The sequence below is a fragment of the Desulfosoma sp. genome (assembly GCF_052743555.1).
This window is the reverse complement of sequence record NZ_JBRAHS010000022.1, coordinates 26,980-43,135: the sequence shown is the minus strand read 5'-3', so window position 1 is coordinate 43,135 and position 16,156 is coordinate 26,980. Positions and strand designations below refer to the sequence as shown.

General features: G+C 56.4%; 16 protein-coding genes. 8 read left to right on the top strand and 8 right to left on the bottom strand.

What is annotated here, in order from left to right:
* Both ACUVSA_RS12970 and ACUVSA_RS12965 read left to right on the top strand, forming a co-directional pair.
* A partial coding sequence (locus ACUVSA_RS12970; RefSeq protein ID WP_445895139.1) for a hypothetical protein occupies positions 1-239 on the top strand: 239 nt, incomplete at its 5' end.
* Between the two features lie 22 nt (positions 240-261).
* A complete protein-coding gene (locus tag ACUVSA_RS12965; RefSeq protein WP_445893159.1) occupies positions 262-447 on the top strand; it encodes a hypothetical protein in 186 nt (61 codons plus the stop codon).
* Here ACUVSA_RS12965 and ACUVSA_RS12960 read toward each other — a convergent pair.
* Genes ACUVSA_RS12960 through ACUVSA_RS12950 form a run of 3 tightly spaced genes read right to left on the bottom strand, consistent with a single transcriptional unit; the run spans position 444 to position 3,327 of the window.
* Positions 444-2,075: a SidJ-related pseudokinase gene (locus ACUVSA_RS12960; protein ID WP_445895138.1), complete on the bottom strand. Its 1,632-nt coding sequence runs from the start codon at positions 2,073-2,075 to the stop codon at positions 444-446. The two genes, ACUVSA_RS12965 and ACUVSA_RS12960, sit on opposite strands and share 4 nt — an antisense overlap.
* Entirely contained in the window at positions 2,072-2,872 is an 801-nt protein-coding gene (locus tag ACUVSA_RS12955) for a histone deacetylase family protein (protein WP_445893161.1), read from the bottom strand. The genes ACUVSA_RS12960 and ACUVSA_RS12955 overlap by 4 nt, the downstream gene beginning before the upstream one ends.
* Positions 2,866-3,327 (bottom strand): hypothetical protein, encoded by a 462-nt coding sequence (locus ACUVSA_RS12950; protein ID WP_445893162.1) that lies wholly within the window; start codon positions 3,325-3,327, stop codon positions 2,866-2,868. The genes ACUVSA_RS12955 and ACUVSA_RS12950 overlap by 7 nt, the downstream gene beginning before the upstream one ends.
* A gap of 326 nt (positions 3,328-3,653) precedes the next feature.
* Between ACUVSA_RS12950 and ACUVSA_RS12945 the strand changes: the two genes are divergently transcribed.
* From ACUVSA_RS12945 to ACUVSA_RS12930, 4 genes are all read left to right on the top strand, one after another.
* Positions 3,654-4,289, top strand: a complete 636-nt coding sequence (locus ACUVSA_RS12945; protein ID WP_445895137.1) for a TetR/AcrR family transcriptional regulator — start codon at positions 3,654-3,656, stop codon at positions 4,287-4,289.
* A gap of 84 nt (positions 4,290-4,373) precedes the next feature.
* On the top strand, positions 4,374-6,233 hold the full coding sequence (locus tag ACUVSA_RS12940) for an acyl-CoA dehydrogenase (RefSeq protein ID WP_445895136.1): 1,860 nt from the start codon (positions 4,374-4,376) through the stop codon (positions 6,231-6,233).
* 18 nt (positions 6,234-6,251) lie between these two features.
* Positions 6,252-7,448, top strand: a complete 1,197-nt coding sequence (locus tag ACUVSA_RS12935) for a thiolase family protein (protein WP_445893165.1) — start codon at positions 6,252-6,254, stop codon at positions 7,446-7,448.
* Positions 7,449-7,460: 12 nt separating this feature from the next.
* Positions 7,461-9,506, top strand: coding sequence for a 3-hydroxyacyl-CoA dehydrogenase NAD-binding domain-containing protein (locus ACUVSA_RS12930; RefSeq protein WP_445895135.1), 2,046 nt, complete (start codon positions 7,461-7,463; stop codon positions 9,504-9,506).
* A 133-nt stretch (positions 9,507-9,639) separates the two neighbouring features.
* Here the strand turns inward: ACUVSA_RS12930 and ACUVSA_RS12925 are convergent, their stop codons facing one another.
* The gene (locus tag ACUVSA_RS12925) at positions 9,640-11,016 is read right to left on the bottom strand and encodes a ThiF family adenylyltransferase (RefSeq protein ID WP_445895134.1); all 1,377 of its coding nucleotides are present in this window, start codon (positions 11,014-11,016) and stop codon (positions 9,640-9,642) included.
* A 220-nt stretch (positions 11,017-11,236) separates the two neighbouring features.
* Between ACUVSA_RS12925 and ACUVSA_RS12920 the strand changes: the two genes are divergently transcribed.
* The gene (locus ACUVSA_RS12920) at positions 11,237-12,229 is read left to right on the top strand and encodes a glycosyltransferase family 9 protein (protein ID WP_445895133.1); all 993 of its coding nucleotides are present in this window, start codon (positions 11,237-11,239) and stop codon (positions 12,227-12,229) included.
* 141 nt (positions 12,230-12,370) lie between these two features.
* On the opposite strand, the gene ACUVSA_RS12915 is transcribed toward ACUVSA_RS12920, so the two are convergent.
* The 4 genes from ACUVSA_RS12915 to hpt are packed head-to-tail and all read right to left on the bottom strand — an operon-like array spanning position 12,371 to position 15,351.
* Positions 12,371-12,649, bottom strand: a complete 279-nt coding sequence (locus tag ACUVSA_RS12915; RefSeq protein WP_445893087.1) for an HU family DNA-binding protein — start codon at positions 12,647-12,649, stop codon at positions 12,371-12,373.
* Positions 12,650-12,683: 34 nt separating this feature from the next.
* Complete coding sequence (serS, locus tag ACUVSA_RS12910; protein ID WP_445893088.1) at positions 12,684-13,964, bottom strand: serine--tRNA ligase; 1,281 nt, start codon at positions 13,962-13,964, stop codon at positions 12,684-12,686.
* 24 nt (positions 13,965-13,988) lie between these two features.
* Positions 13,989-14,810, bottom strand: coding sequence for a zinc-ribbon domain-containing protein (locus ACUVSA_RS12905; protein WP_445895132.1), 822 nt, complete (start codon positions 14,808-14,810; stop codon positions 13,989-13,991).
* Positions 14,794-15,351 (bottom strand): hypoxanthine phosphoribosyltransferase, encoded by a 558-nt coding sequence (gene hpt / locus ACUVSA_RS12900; protein ID WP_445893090.1) that lies wholly within the window; start codon positions 15,349-15,351, stop codon positions 14,794-14,796. The genes ACUVSA_RS12905 and hpt overlap by 17 nt, the downstream gene beginning before the upstream one ends.
* A 218-nt stretch (positions 15,352-15,569) precedes the next feature.
* Between hpt and ACUVSA_RS12895 the strand changes: the two genes are divergently transcribed.
* The gene (locus ACUVSA_RS12895; protein WP_445895131.1) at positions 15,570-15,788 is read left to right on the top strand and encodes a NifU family protein; all 219 of its coding nucleotides are present in this window, start codon (positions 15,570-15,572) and stop codon (positions 15,786-15,788) included.
* Positions 15,789-16,156: the final 368 nt, after the last annotated feature.

Genomic DNA, 16,156 nt, shown 5'->3' with positions numbered 1-16,156 from the left:
CCGGGATGGCGACGGAAGCCAATCTTCAGATGATTCGATCCAAAGGCTTGGACGATGTGTGTGTGGACCGTCGCCGATTTCAAGAAATCCCTGAAGGGGACCCATCCGTTGTGCACCATGGTCCTTCGGGTGTTGTCAAGGCCATACGAAGTGCCGATGCCTTTGATTGGGCCAAGAGGTTGCCTAAGGATGGCCTTATGGGTTCCTTTTTCAGTGCGGGTTCGGCTTGGTTTCTCTAAATGAGGTAAGGGAGCGTAACGAATGGAAGATGCCGTACAACGCCTCGTTCGGTCCACTCGGCAGCTAATGGAGTACATGGAAAAAGAGTTTGTTTTTGACAAAATGGGGGATGCTGGCTGCGGTGGAATCGACCCTTATCGGTCCGAAGCCTTTGATGCCCTCCTTCGCTCGGTCAGAGACGCCTTGGAAGCGCTGGATGGCCACTAAGTGGCGCGTAGGCCGAAGTTTCCAGTGCCATGGTGTTCGTGAAAGTAACGCCCGCTGACGCACAGGGCTGCCGCGGCGCCCACGAACTGAATCATCTCGGGCAATGAGATACGGTCATTGAAAGCGCCGAGGTGAGGCCCTGTCAGGAGCACCACATCCTCCTGACCGCGCACGTACCGGCGGGCTTCGGCCCGTGAATACCCTCGCTCCTCCAAAAAGGTCCAAAATTCTTCGTCGCTCATGCCGTGCTGGTCTGTCACACGAAGAATTTCTTCCATGTGCCGGTCTACGCCCATTTCCTCGATCATGCGTTCCACCAAGGGCGCCAGGTGCCCAAGGATGGCCATGGGCGCCTCATGACCAGTAAAAGCCTCGTAATAAGCGCGAAAGATGGATTCAATGAGTTTGATCAAAAATGGCTTGTCAAACCAATGCCGCACATCCACGGGTGTTCCGCTCGCCTGAAGACCTCGAAGCCGCCGGTCTCGGTTCCTGAAATAACTTCCGAAGACGAGAAAAAAGCTGAGAAAATGAGCTCCCATCTGTTCATACAAGGATACACCGCTGGCCCCCGCCGGCTCCAAATGTTCCAAGTCCCGCAGGCCCGAGGCTCCGAAATTAGGATAATCGCAAGATGCCAGCCACCGATCGAGCCGGCCGGCTCGAGGCCACCGGTAGAGGCCGCCGTCTTCCCGGCGATGGCTTTGCACACGGTTATGAAACAGAGGAATGGGTGCTGTGTGCACGATCCCTCGGGACGCCAGACGTGCCAGCATGCGGGCACTGCGTATCATGGCGGCCAGGAATGCCGCTTTGGGCAGCATGCGGCCTTGTACCGGCTGGTTAGGATAGTCGAAGTAAGCCAAGGGTGCCGAAAAGGCAATAGCCCATAGCTTGTCTTGGTATCCATTGCCGTATGGCGGGCAGACCTTCGGCAAGGGATTCACACGGCACAGCCAAGAGCCGTTGGGTGTCAGGGGCGCAGGGAGTTGCGCCTTGTCCTCAAAGCGCAGGATCGGATTGTCGTGAAGAAAACGGATCCATTGGATTTCTCGAAATAGGGCGCGAGCGCTCTCGGGCTCTTGAGCGGTTTTGAGGACGAGGAGGCGTCCCGTTTTCGGCTCCGTTTTCCAAAAGCTTCGACCACAGGCGTGCCAAGGGCCTCCTGGGTCTGCGCTTCCCCAGGGGTTCACGACATCGTGCCAAGAAAGGACGGGCACAGAGTGCGGATCGATGTCGAGGGGAAGATCCGGAGGTGCCATGGGCACGGCAAGCGTCCCCAAGGCTTCGCACGCCGCGCGCTGACACGCCCCGTGGGGTTCCAGACAGAGCCGTTCCAGAATCCGGTGCGCCTGACGCACCACGTTCAGGCGTGGAGATGTTTCCAGAAGGTCCTGAAGCGCCAAAGTTGTTTCTCGGGCGAGAAAATAGGCCTGTTTTTGCGCCAGATAAGGCTGATGAGTCAGTATCTTTCCAAGAAGGCGCACCGCGCCCTCGTCCACCACATCTGCATACTTCTGAATAAGGCGGCGCAGATCCTGGGTTTTGAGAAAAGCGGCACTGAAATCCGACGGTGGGCCGCTCAATTCGCGCTTGAGCTGTTCCAGTTCTCGATGCGGTGCTCTCATGGCCTCGTCATGGGTGTCACATCAATCAACTCTTTGCCTTCCAAACCTCGACAAAAGGCATACACGGCCTTGCCCAATTCATGGGGCATGTAGCCTCCTTCCAGCACGGCAAAAACCCTCCCGAAGGCTTTTCGGCGCGCCGTTTCACCCAAAAGCCGGCCAATGTGATGATAATCGCTGTTGCTTAAGCATCCCCCCCAGTCTTTGAGGTGCATGTCAAAGCCTGCGGAGATCCCAATGATGTCCACTAGAGGCAAAGCGTCCAGAAAGCCGGCGATGTTCTGGACAAAACATTCCTTTTCGGCCGAGGACACGTCGAGGAAAAGACACCGGGAATCCCCATTAAAAATCTCCGCCGTACCGTCGCCTCGATGCATATCAAAATCGATGACGGCCGCTCGCTTCACAGTGCCGTCGTGGAGCAGGGCCAAAAGGGAGACGGCCATGTTGTTGAAAAAACAAAAACCGCCGTAACGATTTCGGCCTGCATGGTGCCCCGGCGGCCTCACGGCGGCGAAGACGGGCTGTCGGGTCTGGGCGGTGAGCCGTGCCGCGCAAAGGGCTCCCCCCGCAGCCAGGACAGCCGCTTCCCACACGGCCTTGCCTTCCAGCTGCACCTGGGTGAGATGGTCCGGTGTGTGCGCCCGCAAAAGATCCTCCTTGGAAGCGGGCCGAGGCACCACCACCTCGTAGCATCCTTGCAGATTCCCCATGATGGAACGCACTCGAGCAGGCGTTTCCACGGCCCCTGTGGGATAGCGCGCCATGTAGGCCTCGTGAAAGACCACTTTCAGCATGGAGCCTGCTCCGTGGCCTCTTCGGAAGAGGTAGTGGCTTCCATGGGAATGGCGGGTGGACGGTAACCGGTCATTTCTTTGAGTTTCTGTGCAATGGCGTGGTAGACGGCCAGGGTCTCCTGGGTTCCGTAGCCTTTGTCCGCATGAATGAACACCGGTTGTCCCTTGCCGTACTTCAGCTTGGATGAAACCACCACATAGGGAATGTGGCGCTCTTTGTCGCACGCATGCACAAGCTCAATAAAATGGCCGCGAATGAGGATGAGATCGGGTGTCGGCAACTGCGGATGCATATGGTAGGCAAAGGCCTCTTCCCTGGGAAATTGACGGATTTCCAAGTCCAAGCCATGGCGGGCGCAGATCTTCTGGAGCAGCTTTCCATCAAGACCGCAATGGAGCATGTACAGCAAAAGGCGTTTTCCGGGCCCCTTGGGGGTTCCCTCGGCGCAGACCATGACCCATCCTTTAGCCAGGGATAGCCTTGTTGAAAACCAAATTTATCTTACAAAATCTTTGCCTGTTCACCAAGCCTTTGCAAGAAACGCCTCACGAAACGCCGGCGGAAAGCCGACCCCAAGGCCGGCTTGCACAAGCTGTGGTGAGCAACGGTCGGTTTTTAAAAAACCCGCCGGTGCTTGAGCCTGGAGGATTCCCAAGGCTTCTGTATGGTCATGGCTTATGCAGTTTCTGCGGTGTTTTTTTCCCTTGACAGCAGAAGGGAGAAAAGTTTAAGCAGGTAATGAATGACGATTCATTCAGGATCAAGCGGGAGCGAAAGACCATGGCGCACGAGCGCGGCCATCACAGGAATTCCGACAAAAGGCGGCGGATTTTGGATGCCGCGGTTTCCGTTTTTGCGGAAAAGGGGTTCTTTCAGGCCCGAGTGGCCGATATAGCCCGCCTGGCCGGGGTGGCCGACGGCACCATCTACCTTTACTTCAAGAACAAGGATGACCTTCTGATTTCCATCTTTGAAGAAAAGATGAAGGAAATCAACGTGAAATTCCGCGACGCTTTGGCCGGGGAGAAAGACGCGCTCGCCCGCTTTCGCCGCCTCATTGCCATGCATTTGGCAGGGTTTCAGGCCTATCCGGAACTGGCGGCGGTGCTGCAGGTGGAACTGCGCCAGAGCAGTCGTTTCATGCGCGAATACAAAAAGGTGGAACTCAAGAACTATTTGGACCTCATGGGTGATGTGGTCCGTGAGGGCCAGCAGCAGGGTGTGTTTCGGCAGGATCTGCCGTTGAGCTTGGTCAAGCGTTTTATTTTCGGCACTCTGGATGAAGTGGTGTCCACGTGGGTGTTGGCAGGGCGTCCTTATGATTTGGAGACCCTGACGGAACCCTTGATGGATCTATTCGTCAACGGCCTTGGGGTGCCTGAGGTTAAAGCCCGCGTGGCTGGCGTGAACACGTGATCCGTGCAGGCTGCCGCGGCGCCGGGGCGCACAGGCGGTCACGGAAGGAATCGGCTCTGGGACATGGGTCAAGGAGGAAAAATCATGAAGCTGCTTGTGGACGAGAGGGATCTCAAGTTTGTTCTTTATGAACAACTGAACGTCGAGGACCTATGCAAGTATCCTCTTTTTTCTGAATATTCCAAGGAAATGTTTGATATGGCCTTGGAACAGGCGGAAAAGCTTGCAGAACAAGAATTCTACCCCACTAACAAAAAGGGGGACAAGGAAGGGTGCCGTTTTGAAAACGGTCTGGTCACGGTGCCCGAATCCTTTCATCAGCCTTACCGATTGTACTGCGAAGGCGGGTGGCTGGCCATGGCCGACGATCCCGAAGTGGGCGGCCAGGGCTTTCCATTCACGGTGTCCAATGCCTGCGTGGAATTTTTCGCCGCCGCCAACTGGGCTTTGCTCATGTATCCCGGCCTGACGCACGGCGCGGCTCGCCTGCTGCAAAAGTACGGCACGCCGGAGCTTCAGGAAAAGTACATGTACAAAATGTTTTCCGGGGAATGGGGCGGCACCATGTGCCTGACGGAAGCCGGAGCGGGCAGTGATGTGGGAAATTTACGCACCCGCGCCGTGCCCCAGGGCGATGGCACCTACAAGATCGAAGGCCAAAAAATTTTTATTTCCTCCGGCATGCACGATTTGACGGAGAACATTGTGCACATGGTACTAGCCCGCATCGAAGGCGCACCCAAGGGCACCAAGGGCATTTCCATCTTTCTTGTGCCTCGCCTTCTCGTGGACGACAACGGCAACCTAGTGGACAATGACGTCAACTGCGGCGGCATCGAGCACAAGATGGGCCTTCACGGTTCCGCCACCTGCGTGCTCAATTTCGGCGAAAACGGCAAGTGCCTGGGTTTCCTCATGGGCGAACCCAACAAGGGCATGCGCATCATGTTTGACATGATGAATGAAGCCCGCCTCTTTGTGGGCATGCAGGGCTTGGCCCATGCCAGCACGGCCTATCTGCATGCGCTTCAGTACGCCAAGGAGCGGGTTCAGGGAACGCCGGTGGAAAAGATGAAGGATCCGGGCGCTGAACGTGTGGCCATCATCAATCATCCGGATGTGCGCCGCATGCTCATGTTCATGAAATCCAGTACAGAAGGCCTTCGGGCTCTCATGCACTTGGCCGCCTACTGCCTGGACCGAGTTCGGGTGGCCGAAACCGACGAGGAGCGAGACCTCTACCAGGGCTATGTGGATCTTCTGATTCCCATCTGCAAATCCATGGGCAGCGACCTTGGCTTTCGTGTCTGTGAAACCGCGGTGCAGGTCTATGGCGGCTATGGGTACACCTCGGAATACCCGGTGGATCAGTTCCTGAGGGACTGCAAGATTGCTTCTATTTACGAAGGCACCAACGGCATTCAGGCCTTGGATCTGGTGGGTCGAAAGATCGCCATGAAGCGCGGCCTTTTGTTCAAGAACGCCGCCAAATTCAGCGCAGAACTGACGGCTAAGTTCCGCAAGAACTACCGCATGCGGGAAGTGCTTGAAATTTACGAAGAAGCCGCCGAAAGTCTCATTCAGGTCACCAAGTTCTTTGGACTGAAGGGGATGACCGACGAATTTCATGTGCCCATCCTCTACGCCAAACCCTACCTGGATCTCTTCGGCGATGTCACTCTGGGCCTCTTGCTCTTGTGGCAGGCCTACATTGCCGATCGCAAGCTGTTTGAAATCTACGCTGATCATGGGGCCAAGGATGACAAGGCGCGGCAGGCGGTAGTGGCGTCCAATCGCAGTGCGGCCTTTTACGCCGGTAAGATCGCTTCCGCCAGGTTCTGGATGACCCAGGTGCTCACCCAGGCACCTGGCAAGGCCCGAGCGATCATGACCAGCGACAAGTCGCCTTTGGAAATTCCCGAAGAAGGTTTTGCTCTGGTTTAACACCAAGGAGGACGTTCAATGAAGGCAAGGGATGTGGTTTTAGTGGACGGCATTCGCACGGCCTTCGGCAAGGCCGGGGAAAAAGGCATGTTTTGGATGACGCGTGCCGACGACATGGTCGTCAAGGTCATTCGGGAGCTCTTGCGGCGTAATCCTCAGGTAAAACCTGAAATGGTGGAGGAAAATGTCTGGGGAGCCACCACGCAGGAGGGCGACCAGGGCCTGACCATGGGACGCACTTCGGCCATCTTGGCCGGACTTCCCGTTTCGACGGCGGGCTATTCCGTGGATCGCATGTGTGCGGGCGGCATGACGGCGGTCACGTGCGCGGCTTCCGAGATTGCTTTGGGTTCCGTGGACGTGGCCATCGCTGGGGGCGTGGAACACATGGGGCATCATCCCATGGGCGCCACCGCCGATCCCAATCCGCGTTTCATCGCGGAACGCATTGTTTCCGAAGATGCTCTGGTGATGGGGAAAACCGCGGAAAACCTTCATGACATGTTTCCCGAAATCACCAAAGAAATGGCGGACGAGTACGCGTATCTGTGCCAGAAAAAGGCCTACAAGGCGTACCAAGAAGGCATTATTCAGAAAATGATTGTACCCATGACCGTTTACACCAAAAACGGTTGGGTGGTGGCGGACCGCGACGAGCAGCCTCGCCCGGAAACGACCATGGAAGGTCTGGCCACCCTGAAGACGCCGTTTCGTGTGCAGGGCAAGGTGACTCCTGGGAATGCTTCGGGATTGAACGACGGCGCCTGCGGCGTCCTGCTCATGTCCGCCGACAAGGCCAAGGAACTGGGCCTTCGGCCTAAGATGCGTCTGGTGGGGTATGCTTTTGCGGGCGTCAAGCCGGAAATTATGGGTTACGGTCCTGTGCCGTCCACTCACAAGGTCCTGGCCCGTACGGGACTGAAATTCGACGATCTCGATGTCATTGAACTCAACGAAGCCTTTGCGGTGCAAGCCGTGGTGTTCATGAAGGAATTCGGCATGAAGTTTCCCGACGACAAGCGTCTTAACCCCTACGGCGGTGCCATCGCCTTTGGTCATCCTTTGGCCTCTTCCGGTCCGCGGCTCATGATCCACCTCATGCACTATTTTGAAGCCCATCCGGAAGCGCGCTACGGCCTGGCGGCAATGTGCGTGGGGTTGGGCCAGGGCGGATCGGTCATTTGGGAAAATCTTCAAACCGCGAAGTCCGAATAAAAGGGGACTGTCATGGGTGAACCGGTGACCAAGTTTTTGGTGAACTTTTGGAACTCTCCCGTTGGCAAACTGGCCATCGTGACCATGGACAACGGGCATGACTACAAGAAACCCAACGTATTCAGCGAAGCTGCCCTCGTGTCTCTCAATGAGGCCATCAACTCGGTGCTGGCCCAAGGCGACGTGAAGGGTCTCATGCTCACGGGAAAGCCGTACATCTTTGCGGCCGGAGCGGACCTGACCCAGGTGCCCTTTGTGACCACCTTTGATCAAGGCTATCAGATTGGCAAGGCCGGCCACACCATCATGAAGCGTCTCATGGATTTGCCCTTCCCTACGGTCGCGGCTTACAACGGGGTGGCTCTCGGCGGCGGCCTGGAAATCGGGCTCTACTGCCAGTATCGCACCGTGGCTCGAAGTGTGCCGGCCATGGGCTTTCCGGAATGTTTCATCGGGCTCATTCCGGGCTGGGGCGGCTGCACCTTGGCCACCAAGCTTTTGGGTCCGGAAAAGGCCCTGGAGCTCATCATCTTCAATGCCCTGAACCAAAACCGCATGATTAACGGTGTGCAGGCCTTCGAAATGGGTCTGGCGGACCGACTCTATGACGGAGCGGAATTTTTCGACGATTCCCTACGGTTTCTTATTGGCATCATTGAGGGGACGGAAAAGGTGGAGCGTCAGGCCTCGAAAACCACCAACCTCAAAGCGGCCATGAGCAAAGCCAAGGAATTCGTGGACGCCAAGGTGCACGGGGCGGCTCCGGCCCCCTATCGCGCCATGGAACTCATTGAAGGCGCCACCAAGTGGAGCGTGGAGCAGGGCTTTGAAGAAGAGAACAAGGCTCTGGGAGACCTCATCAAGAGCCGCCAGTGCAAGTGTTCCATCTACGCCTTTGATCTGGTGAACCGTTATGCCAAGAAAGTCAAAGGTGTTCCGGACGCCAAGCCGAAGCCCGTGAAGAAGGTGGGGATTATCGGCGCCGGCCTCATGGCCTCCCAGTTGGCTCAGCTGTTCATCTATCGGCTGGGTGTGCCCGTGGTCATGAAAGACATCAAGCAGGAATTTGTGGACAAGGGCTGCGCCTACGTGCATCAGGAATTTCAAAAGATGGTGGAAAAGGGCCGCATGCCGGAAGCCCGTGCCCGCTACTTGTCCAGCCTGCTGCACGGCACGCTGAGCTACGACGATTTTGCCGACTGTGATTTCGTCATCGAAGCCGTTTTTGAACGCATGGACATCAAGAAACAGGTGTTCGCAGAAGTGGAAGCCGTGGTGGTGCCGGAATGCATTTTGGCCACCAACACGTCGTCCCTGAGTGTCACCGAAATGGGTGCGGACCTCAAGCACCCGGAACGCGTGGTGGGATTCCACTTTTTTAATCCTGTCGCCGTGCTGCCTCTGGTGGAAATCATCAAAACCCCCCGGACCGACGACCTAACCCTGGCCACCGCCTTTGATCTGGCCAAGAAGCTCAAGAAGACGGGCGTGCTCGTCAAGGACGCCCCGGCTTTCCTGGTCAATCGCATTTTGACCAAGATGCTTGCCGATTGCCTCACCATGGTGGACGAAGGCGCTGATTTCATTCAGGTCGATGAGGCCCTGCTGGGTTTGGGATTGCCCATGGCTCCCTTTGACTTGCTGGCTCTGGTGGGCTTTCCCGTGGCTTACCACGTGGCGGAGACCCTCAACCATGCCTTCGGTGCAGAACGCTTTCCGCTCAACGCCAATTTCAAGAAACTGGTGGAGGCCGGCAAGAAGAGCATCTATGTGCCGGGGGCTAAGGTCAAGAAGGTGGACCCTGAAGTGGAAAAGCTCTGGGTCAGGAAAGGCCAAAAGGAATTCCACTCGGACGAGATTCGCGATCGCGTGCTGAGCAATCTGGCGAAGGAAATTGACCTGATCCTGAAGGAAAAGATTGTGAATAGTTCCCGGGATGTGGATCTGGCCATGATCATGGGCGCTGGCTGGCCCTTCTTTATGGGCGGCATCACCATGTACCTGGACATGGCGGGAGTGACCCCCAAAGTGCTGCAGAAGGTGTTCTTTAGCTTCTAGAACCCCTTCATCTCATCCCGTGATGTGCGATTGTACCCGATCCGGCAGGAGGGGCTGGGAGAGGGTGTTCATGGGGGCGGTTCTGGGGAGAGCCGCCCCCAACATCGTGGTACCATAGGGCGTTGTTTGAGGGTTACCAGTTCGTGTCGTCGACGCTCACGAGCCGCACCCCATGAGGTTCCCTGGATTCGTAAAAGATCAGCACAGAAGGTTCTCCGGAAAGCATGCGGCGCAACACATCGGCCATGAAGGCTCCGATGATCTGGTTGCTCATGACCACCGAAGGGTCCGCTTGAACAAGGCACGAAGCGCTTGCCGTGAAGGTCTTTTCCAAAGGCGTGTCTGATGGAGGACCACGTTGCATGGTCTTTTCTTGGACACGCTTTTCTCGAGTTCGGGCTGTTTGCCCGTTCCGTTGCCGCTTGGAAAGAATCCCATCCAAATCCAGAAGCTGCGCCGGCGTGTGCCGGCTGCGGTGGGGATGAAAAGCCACCACCTGTCCCTTGTCCGGGCCGGTCCCCCCGGAAATGAGGATTTTGCCTTCCTGCTGAGCCCTCAGGCTCAGAAGCCTTCGTGTTTCAAAATTGTCCACGCAATCCAGAACGACATCAAAGGGAGAGAGATCCGTGCGTTCGTCCACGGATTGCGCAACGCCTCGAGCGTGTGCTCCAAATAAGGTGTTCAGCCGATGGGCCAAGGCAGGCGCCTTAGGGGATCCGATGTCGTGAGCGAAAAAGATTTGACGATTCAGATTGGTCACATCCACCCGGTCGGAATCGAAGAGAGTCAAGTAGCGGCATCCGCACAGGGTCAGCGTAGAAGCGGCAAAATTTCCCAAAGCTCCGGCTCCCACCACCGCGACTCGAAGATTTTCCAGGGAAGTTCGAGGATTCGGCCGGACATATTCCACGGGTGCGAACGTTTGGGGCTGCCCGAAAAGCACGCGTTTGACTTCTTCCAAGGCCAGACCTGCGGCGGCCATGGCCGTGGCCGCATCCTGCCAATCCACGGCCGAAAGGGACCGCTGCGAGACCATGGCCTGAATTATGGCGCTTTCCTTGCCGGGAGTGTAACTCCAGAAACGAAAGCCGCTTTTCGACGGGTCGGTCGTGCATCGCACCGTGACCAGGGGGATGGAGTGAGCCCGAGCGGTGTTGAAAAGAATCTTATTGGTGAGTCCCAGCTGCGAAAAATCCACAAGCACCGAAGAAGTGGTCAACAAAGCGGCCGGTGCGGAATGGGTGAGCCACCCTCGAAGGTGAACCCATTCGAGGGTGGGCTCCAAGGCCTGGGCCACATTCACGAAGGCGGGGTGGAGTTCCGGGCAAATGATGAGGAAACGCCGCATTCCCAAGGCTGACGCCGCTGCAAGAAAAAACGACGCCGGATACGGCCCGTCTCCGACGATGCCCACTTGGGCAAGAGCGAGCTTTTCCTGCCGCCAGCCGGGAATCAACTGTTGGCGATGATGCCGAATGTGCGGTTGTGGTCCTCTTGAAGCGTCCGTCACTTACGGTGGTCCTCCTCTCCGTCGGCACAGGAAACAGGCCTCGAGAGAGCGCAGCTGCCTCGGTTCTGCTTGGTCGCAAACTTCAGATTCCACAGATGCGCTAAGAGGTAAAATAAGCCAGGGAAGAGGTCCAGAATGTTTTTTCTCGAAAACCTTGCGGAGAGAATGATTCTTTTCCGCGCGACGGCATCTAATCGGTGCGATGGTGGATGGAATGAACATGTTTCGTGAACCATTGCCTGTAGGCTTCTGGCATCAGGGCGCTCTGGGAGATTTCGTGCTTTTTACTCCCGTCTTGGACGCCTTTCAGGAAATGTTTCCTCATGTTCCTCTGTTCCTTTGGACGATGCCGGCCTACAAAGACCTTCTGTATGGCAAGCCGTATCGTGATGGTTTGGCATCGTGTGACGAGCCTTTTTGGCGATCCCTTTTTGTGGACGATATCTGGGCATCGATTCCGGTCCCGAATCCTTTGCTCCAGTGTCAGGCTTTCTTTTGGGTGGGACAAAAAAGGGCCCTGCCCATCGTTGATCGCTTGAAGAAACGCCTGGCCCGCCCCGTTTACTGGCTGCGGTCCTTTCCCGATGAGCAGACCGATGTGGATGTGTCGGTGACGGAGTTTCTCGTGCATCAGATGGCATCCTTGGGATTCACCGTGCCGAAGCATCGTCCAAAGCTGGCCGCCGATCCCCACGTGGTGAAGGATGTGGTGGCATGGCTGGGTCGGCAAAACCTTCCGTCCAGAGGGTACGGCGTGGTGCACATGGGCAGCGGTGGGATTGGCAAGGTCTGGCCCACGTCCCGATGGCGAAGCCTCTTCCAAGTGACGTCGGGCTTCTTCGGCGCCCCCATGGTTTTGCTGATGGGGCCGGCCGATAAGAGACTCATGCCTTACGTGGACGCATTTTCCACGACCTGGGGTTGGCCCGTGTACGAGAGCGGCGACCTGAAAAAGCTGACGGCATTATTGAGCGGGGCGGGGTTTTATTTAGGGGTTGATTCCGGCGTCTCCCATGTCGCGGCGGCCATGGCAGTGCCCAGCCTGGTGATCTTTGGCCGGTCCAATCCCGCGGTTTGGGCGCCTCAAGGAAATCACGTACACATTTACCTGGACTCCTGGACTCCCCAGGACGTGTTTGGCGAAGGCAAAGATTGCGCAGGCAAAGTGAGCGCCCATTTATTGCAGTGCCTTCATAAGGTTATGGGCATCTAAGTGGAAAAATTCGGCGCCCGCTTTGCAGCGGGCGCCCGTCTTTTTCCGATCGGTAACGGATTGCGTCGTGTGCTGTTATGGAAAAGCCGTTGCCTGAATCATGGCGAGATCATGGCTGGTGTGCATCAGTGCGTTGGTCAATCAGTGCTTGTCCACTCGTTCTTTCAGTTCCTTGCCGACTTTGAAAAAGGGAAGCCGTTTGGGGCGCACTTCGATGAGTTCCCCCGTTTTGGGGTTTCGGCCCTTGTAGCCGTCGTAGTTTTTGACCTTAAAGCTGCCAAATCCTCGAATTTCTACGCGATCTCCTTGCATGAGGGCCTTTTCCATGCTTTCGAAGGTCACATTTACGGCCACTTCGGCCGCTTTCAGTGTGATGCCCTCGGCCTTGGCCAGGGCTTCAATGAGTTGACTCTTGGTCATCGCTGTTGCTCCTTGAGTGAAATTTCCTTAAGGGCTAATGCCGAGGTGTGATGCGTTCCAGACCTCGCATATAAGGACGGAGAACCTCGGGGATCCGGACCGTTCCGTCGGGCTGCTGATAGTTTTCCAGAATCGCGACGAGCGTGCGGCCTACGGCCAGACCGGATCCGTTGAGGGTATGCACCAGCTCGGTTTTCTTTTTGCCCTTGCGGCGAAAGCGAATGTTGGCGCGTCGAGCCTGAAAGTCCTCGAAATTGCTGCATGAGGAAATTTCCCGGTACGTGTTTTGCCCGGGAAGCCACACTTCGATGTCATAAGTCTTGGCGGCCGAAAATCCCAGATCGCCCGTGCACAGGACCACCACGCGGTAGTGCAGCCCCAGTTCCCGAAGAATGGTTTCTGCATTGTCTAGCAGGGTTTCCAGTTCGTCATAGGAACTTTCCGGCTTGACCAGTTTAACCAGCTCCACCTTGTTGAATTGGTGCTGACGAATGAGCCCCCGCGTGTCTTTGCCGTAGGATCCCGCTTCCGATCGAAAACACGGCGTGTAGGCCGTGTAGTACTTGGGCAGCTCGTCTTCTTCCAGGATTTCGTCCATGTGAATGTTGGTCACCGGCACTTCCGCCGTCGGCACCAGAAAATAATCCCAGCCCTCCAGCTTAAAAAGATCCTTTTCAAACTTGGGCAACTGGCCCGTGCCGGTCATGGCGGTACGGTTAACCATGAAAGGCGGCAAAACTTCCGTATAGCCATGACGGGTTGTGTGCACGTCCAGCATGAAACTGATCAGGGCCCGTTCCAGGGCGGAGCCTGCGCCCCAATACAGCGTGAAGCGGGCTCCCGTCATGCGAGCGGCCCGTTCGAAGTCCAATATCCCCAAAGCTTCTCCCAGGTCCCAATGCGGTTTGGGCTCGAAATCGAAACGAGGCCGCTCCCCCCACGTCTTGACCACGGGATTGGCACTGTCGTCCGCCCCAACGGGCACGGAGTCATGAGGCATGTTGGGAATGTACATGAGAATCTCTCGAAATCGCTCCTCAATGCCTCCCAGGAGCAATTCCAATTCCTTGATGCGCTGGGACACGCCTTTCATGGCCTGCAAAAGCTCTTCCGCTTCGGCCCCTTCGCGCTTTCGCCGTGCGATTTCTTCGGAGGCTCGGTTGCGTTCGTGCTTAAGCTGCTCCACTTCCTTGAGCAGGGCTCGCCGTTCCTCGTCCAGCTTTCGAAACGGCTCCAGGTCCATGTCCATGTGCCGGTCCCGAAGCATTTGGGCGATCCGATCCATGTTGTCCCGTACAAACTTGAGATCCAGCATGTTTGTCCTTCCACGACGCGCCCATTATTTGTCCGCCTGGGCGTTGACCACTTCCACACTGTAGTCTGACAAGAGGCTCAATTCAGGCAGGTTATGAAAAACGATCATAAAAGGCACTTTGCCCATGGACGGTATGTGAACGTTGCTTAAATCTTTACCTTCCCGGTTCATCATGACGTTTTGAATCTGTGTCATGTCCAACCTCATGAGCTCATCCCGGGACATGGTGTTCCCGCAATAGGCTTTCTGAACTTGGGCCGGTTGTTTTTCTGTGGTGTAGAGCTTGCCTTCCACAAGAACGAAACTCACCGGGCCTCCGGATTCATTGACCGCTTTGCCTTCCACCACGAAGATTTGTCCTGCCGATAGGTTTTCCAAAAAGTATGCTCGAATGTCAGGATCAATGGTCACCTGAGGAATGCCAGGGGAGGCCACAGAGCTCGGTTGGACCTTTTCCTTTTTCTGAAAGATCAACCCCTTGGAATAGAAATAATAGCCTGCTCCAGCGGTGGCCAGCAGGAGGACGGCGAGAACGGCAAAGGGAACAAGGCGCTTGGTTGGTGTTTCTTTTTGAGTTACACGGGGCCGAAGGACACGTGGTTCGGGCCGAGCCACAGGAATGGCCCCGTCGGCATCGCGCTCTTCCTCCTCGTCCGCATGTTCCGATGGTCTTGCGGGCTCGGCAGCCATGAGCGACGGGTCAAAATCATCCGGTTCGGGCTCTTCGGAGCGCCGGACCACAAAGGTGTGGCCGCATCGGCTACAACGGGCTTTCACCTTGTCCTTGTGAAGCCGCTTGGGATCCACACGGTACTTGGTTCCGCACAATTCACAGCTGACCAGCATGACTGCCCTCGACCGTGTCAAACACCACTTCGTAAATGCCCTGAAGCCCCCGGTATTTTTCGGCGAAATCCAAACCGTAACCCACGACGAACCCTGAGGGAATGCGAAAGCCTATGTAATGCACGGGGACTTGCACAGTACGCCTCTCGTACTTGTCGATCAGGGCGCAGATCTTGACCGATTGGGGATGGCGACATTCCAGATGGGCCATGAGCCATTGCATGGTCACACCCGTATCCACAATGTCTTCCACCACGAGCACGTCACGGCCGTCGATGGTACATTCCAAATCCTTGGAGAGAGTGATCCCACCGGAAGATGCCGTGGATGCTCCATAGCTGGCGATGCGAATAAAATCCACTTCCACGGGAAGATCCAGGGAACGGACAAGATCCGCAAGGAAGATAAAGGCTCCCTTGAGGACGCCCACCAGCAACAGATCCTTGCCTCGATAGTCGTTGCGGATTTGAGTAGCCAGGGCATGGATCCGTTTCTGAATCTCATCCTGAGAAATCTTCAGCACCAGTCTGTATGGATTCACGCGCGTCCTTCTTTGAGAGCTTTCATGGGCACCCTTGCCATCATGCACCGATCAACCTAGCGGAAAAAAACATAAAGGTCAATCGTTGTCTTTTGTTAACTCTTTAAAACCATTCACAATACAAAAAACAGCAGCCGACCCCTTTTAGCGTTTGCGTTGCCCGCACGGAAGTCTTAATAATGGCGTGAGGCCAATCCTTGACAAAGGAAGGAGACGTCATGCGCGATCAGATTGAAAAGGCTCTGGCCAAAATTCGCCCGATGTTGCAAAGAGACGGCGGTGACGTGGAGCTTGTGGATGTGGAGGGATCGGTAGTGAAAATTCGGCTCACGGGAGCCTGTCATGGGTGCCCCATGAGCCAGATGACGCTCAAGGCCGGTGTGGAAAGGATCGTCAGGCAGGAAGTGCCGGCCGTGACGGAAGTCATCGCCATTTGAAAGCCGCCTTTGCAGGCCGGACCTGCGGACCAGCAGGATTCGGTCTTTTCGAGACATACCACTGCCTGGCGACGACGGACGGCGAGGACGCGGTCCCTTTAGGCCGCCCCCCTGGCTAGTACGGGAAAGCGCTTGTGCGTGCCCGTTTTGATGTCCCCACGGCGAAAAGCGAGCAAGCGGGGGGCATTGTGCGGACGGCGAGGATGCGGCTCTCCGATGTGAATCGAAGGGCGTGGCCTTGGTAACGGAGGGACGAGCTTCTGCGCGTCCGCCGAACTTGCTCACCGGTAGGCTCTGGTTGCTTCAAAAGAGACCGGAGGCGGGCGATTGCAGCGCGTGGAAGAGGTCCCCTAAGGCCATGGCCTGCC

What these genes read in the sequence shown, in the direction of transcription:
- ACUVSA_RS12940 (WP_445895136.1), top strand. Translation starts at nt 4,374, where the DNA reads ATGAAGCTGCTTGTGGACGAGAGGGATCTCAAGTTTGTTCTTTATGAA.
- ACUVSA_RS12945 (WP_445895137.1), top strand. Translation starts at nt 3,654, where the DNA reads ATGGCGCACGAGCGCGGCCATCACAGGAATTCCGACAAAAGGCGGCGG.
- serS (WP_445893088.1), bottom strand. Translation starts at nt 13,964, where the DNA reads ATGCTGGATCTCAAGTTTGTACGGGACAACATGGATCGGATCGCCCAA.
- ACUVSA_RS12930 (WP_445895135.1), top strand. Translation starts at nt 7,461, where the DNA reads ATGGGTGAACCGGTGACCAAGTTTTTGGTGAACTTTTGGAACTCTCCC.
- ACUVSA_RS12935 (WP_445893165.1), top strand. Translation starts at nt 6,252, where the DNA reads ATGAAGGCAAGGGATGTGGTTTTAGTGGACGGCATTCGCACGGCCTTC.
- ACUVSA_RS12960 (WP_445895138.1), bottom strand. Translation starts at nt 2,075, where the DNA reads ATGAGAGCACCGCATCGAGAACTGGAACAGCTCAAGCGCGAATTGAGC.
- ACUVSA_RS12915 (WP_445893087.1), bottom strand. Translation starts at nt 12,649, where the DNA reads ATGACCAAGAGTCAACTCATTGAAGCCCTGGCCAAGGCCGAGGGCATC.
- ACUVSA_RS12955 (WP_445893161.1), bottom strand. Translation starts at nt 2,872, where the DNA reads ATGCTGAAAGTGGTCTTTCACGAGGCCTACATGGCGCGCTATCCCACA.
- ACUVSA_RS12965 (WP_445893159.1), top strand. Translation starts at nt 262, where the DNA reads ATGGAAGATGCCGTACAACGCCTCGTTCGGTCCACTCGGCAGCTAATG.
- ACUVSA_RS12905 (WP_445895132.1), bottom strand. Translation starts at nt 14,810, where the DNA reads ATGCTGGTCAGCTGTGAATTGTGCGGAACCAAGTACCGTGTGGATCCC.
- ACUVSA_RS12920 (WP_445895133.1), top strand. Translation starts at nt 11,237, where the DNA reads ATGTTTCGTGAACCATTGCCTGTAGGCTTCTGGCATCAGGGCGCTCTG.
- ACUVSA_RS12950 (WP_445893162.1), bottom strand. Translation starts at nt 3,327, where the DNA reads ATGGTCTGCGCCGAGGGAACCCCCAAGGGGCCCGGAAAACGCCTTTTG.
- ACUVSA_RS12895 (WP_445895131.1), top strand. Translation starts at nt 15,570, where the DNA reads ATGCGCGATCAGATTGAAAAGGCTCTGGCCAAAATTCGCCCGATGTTG.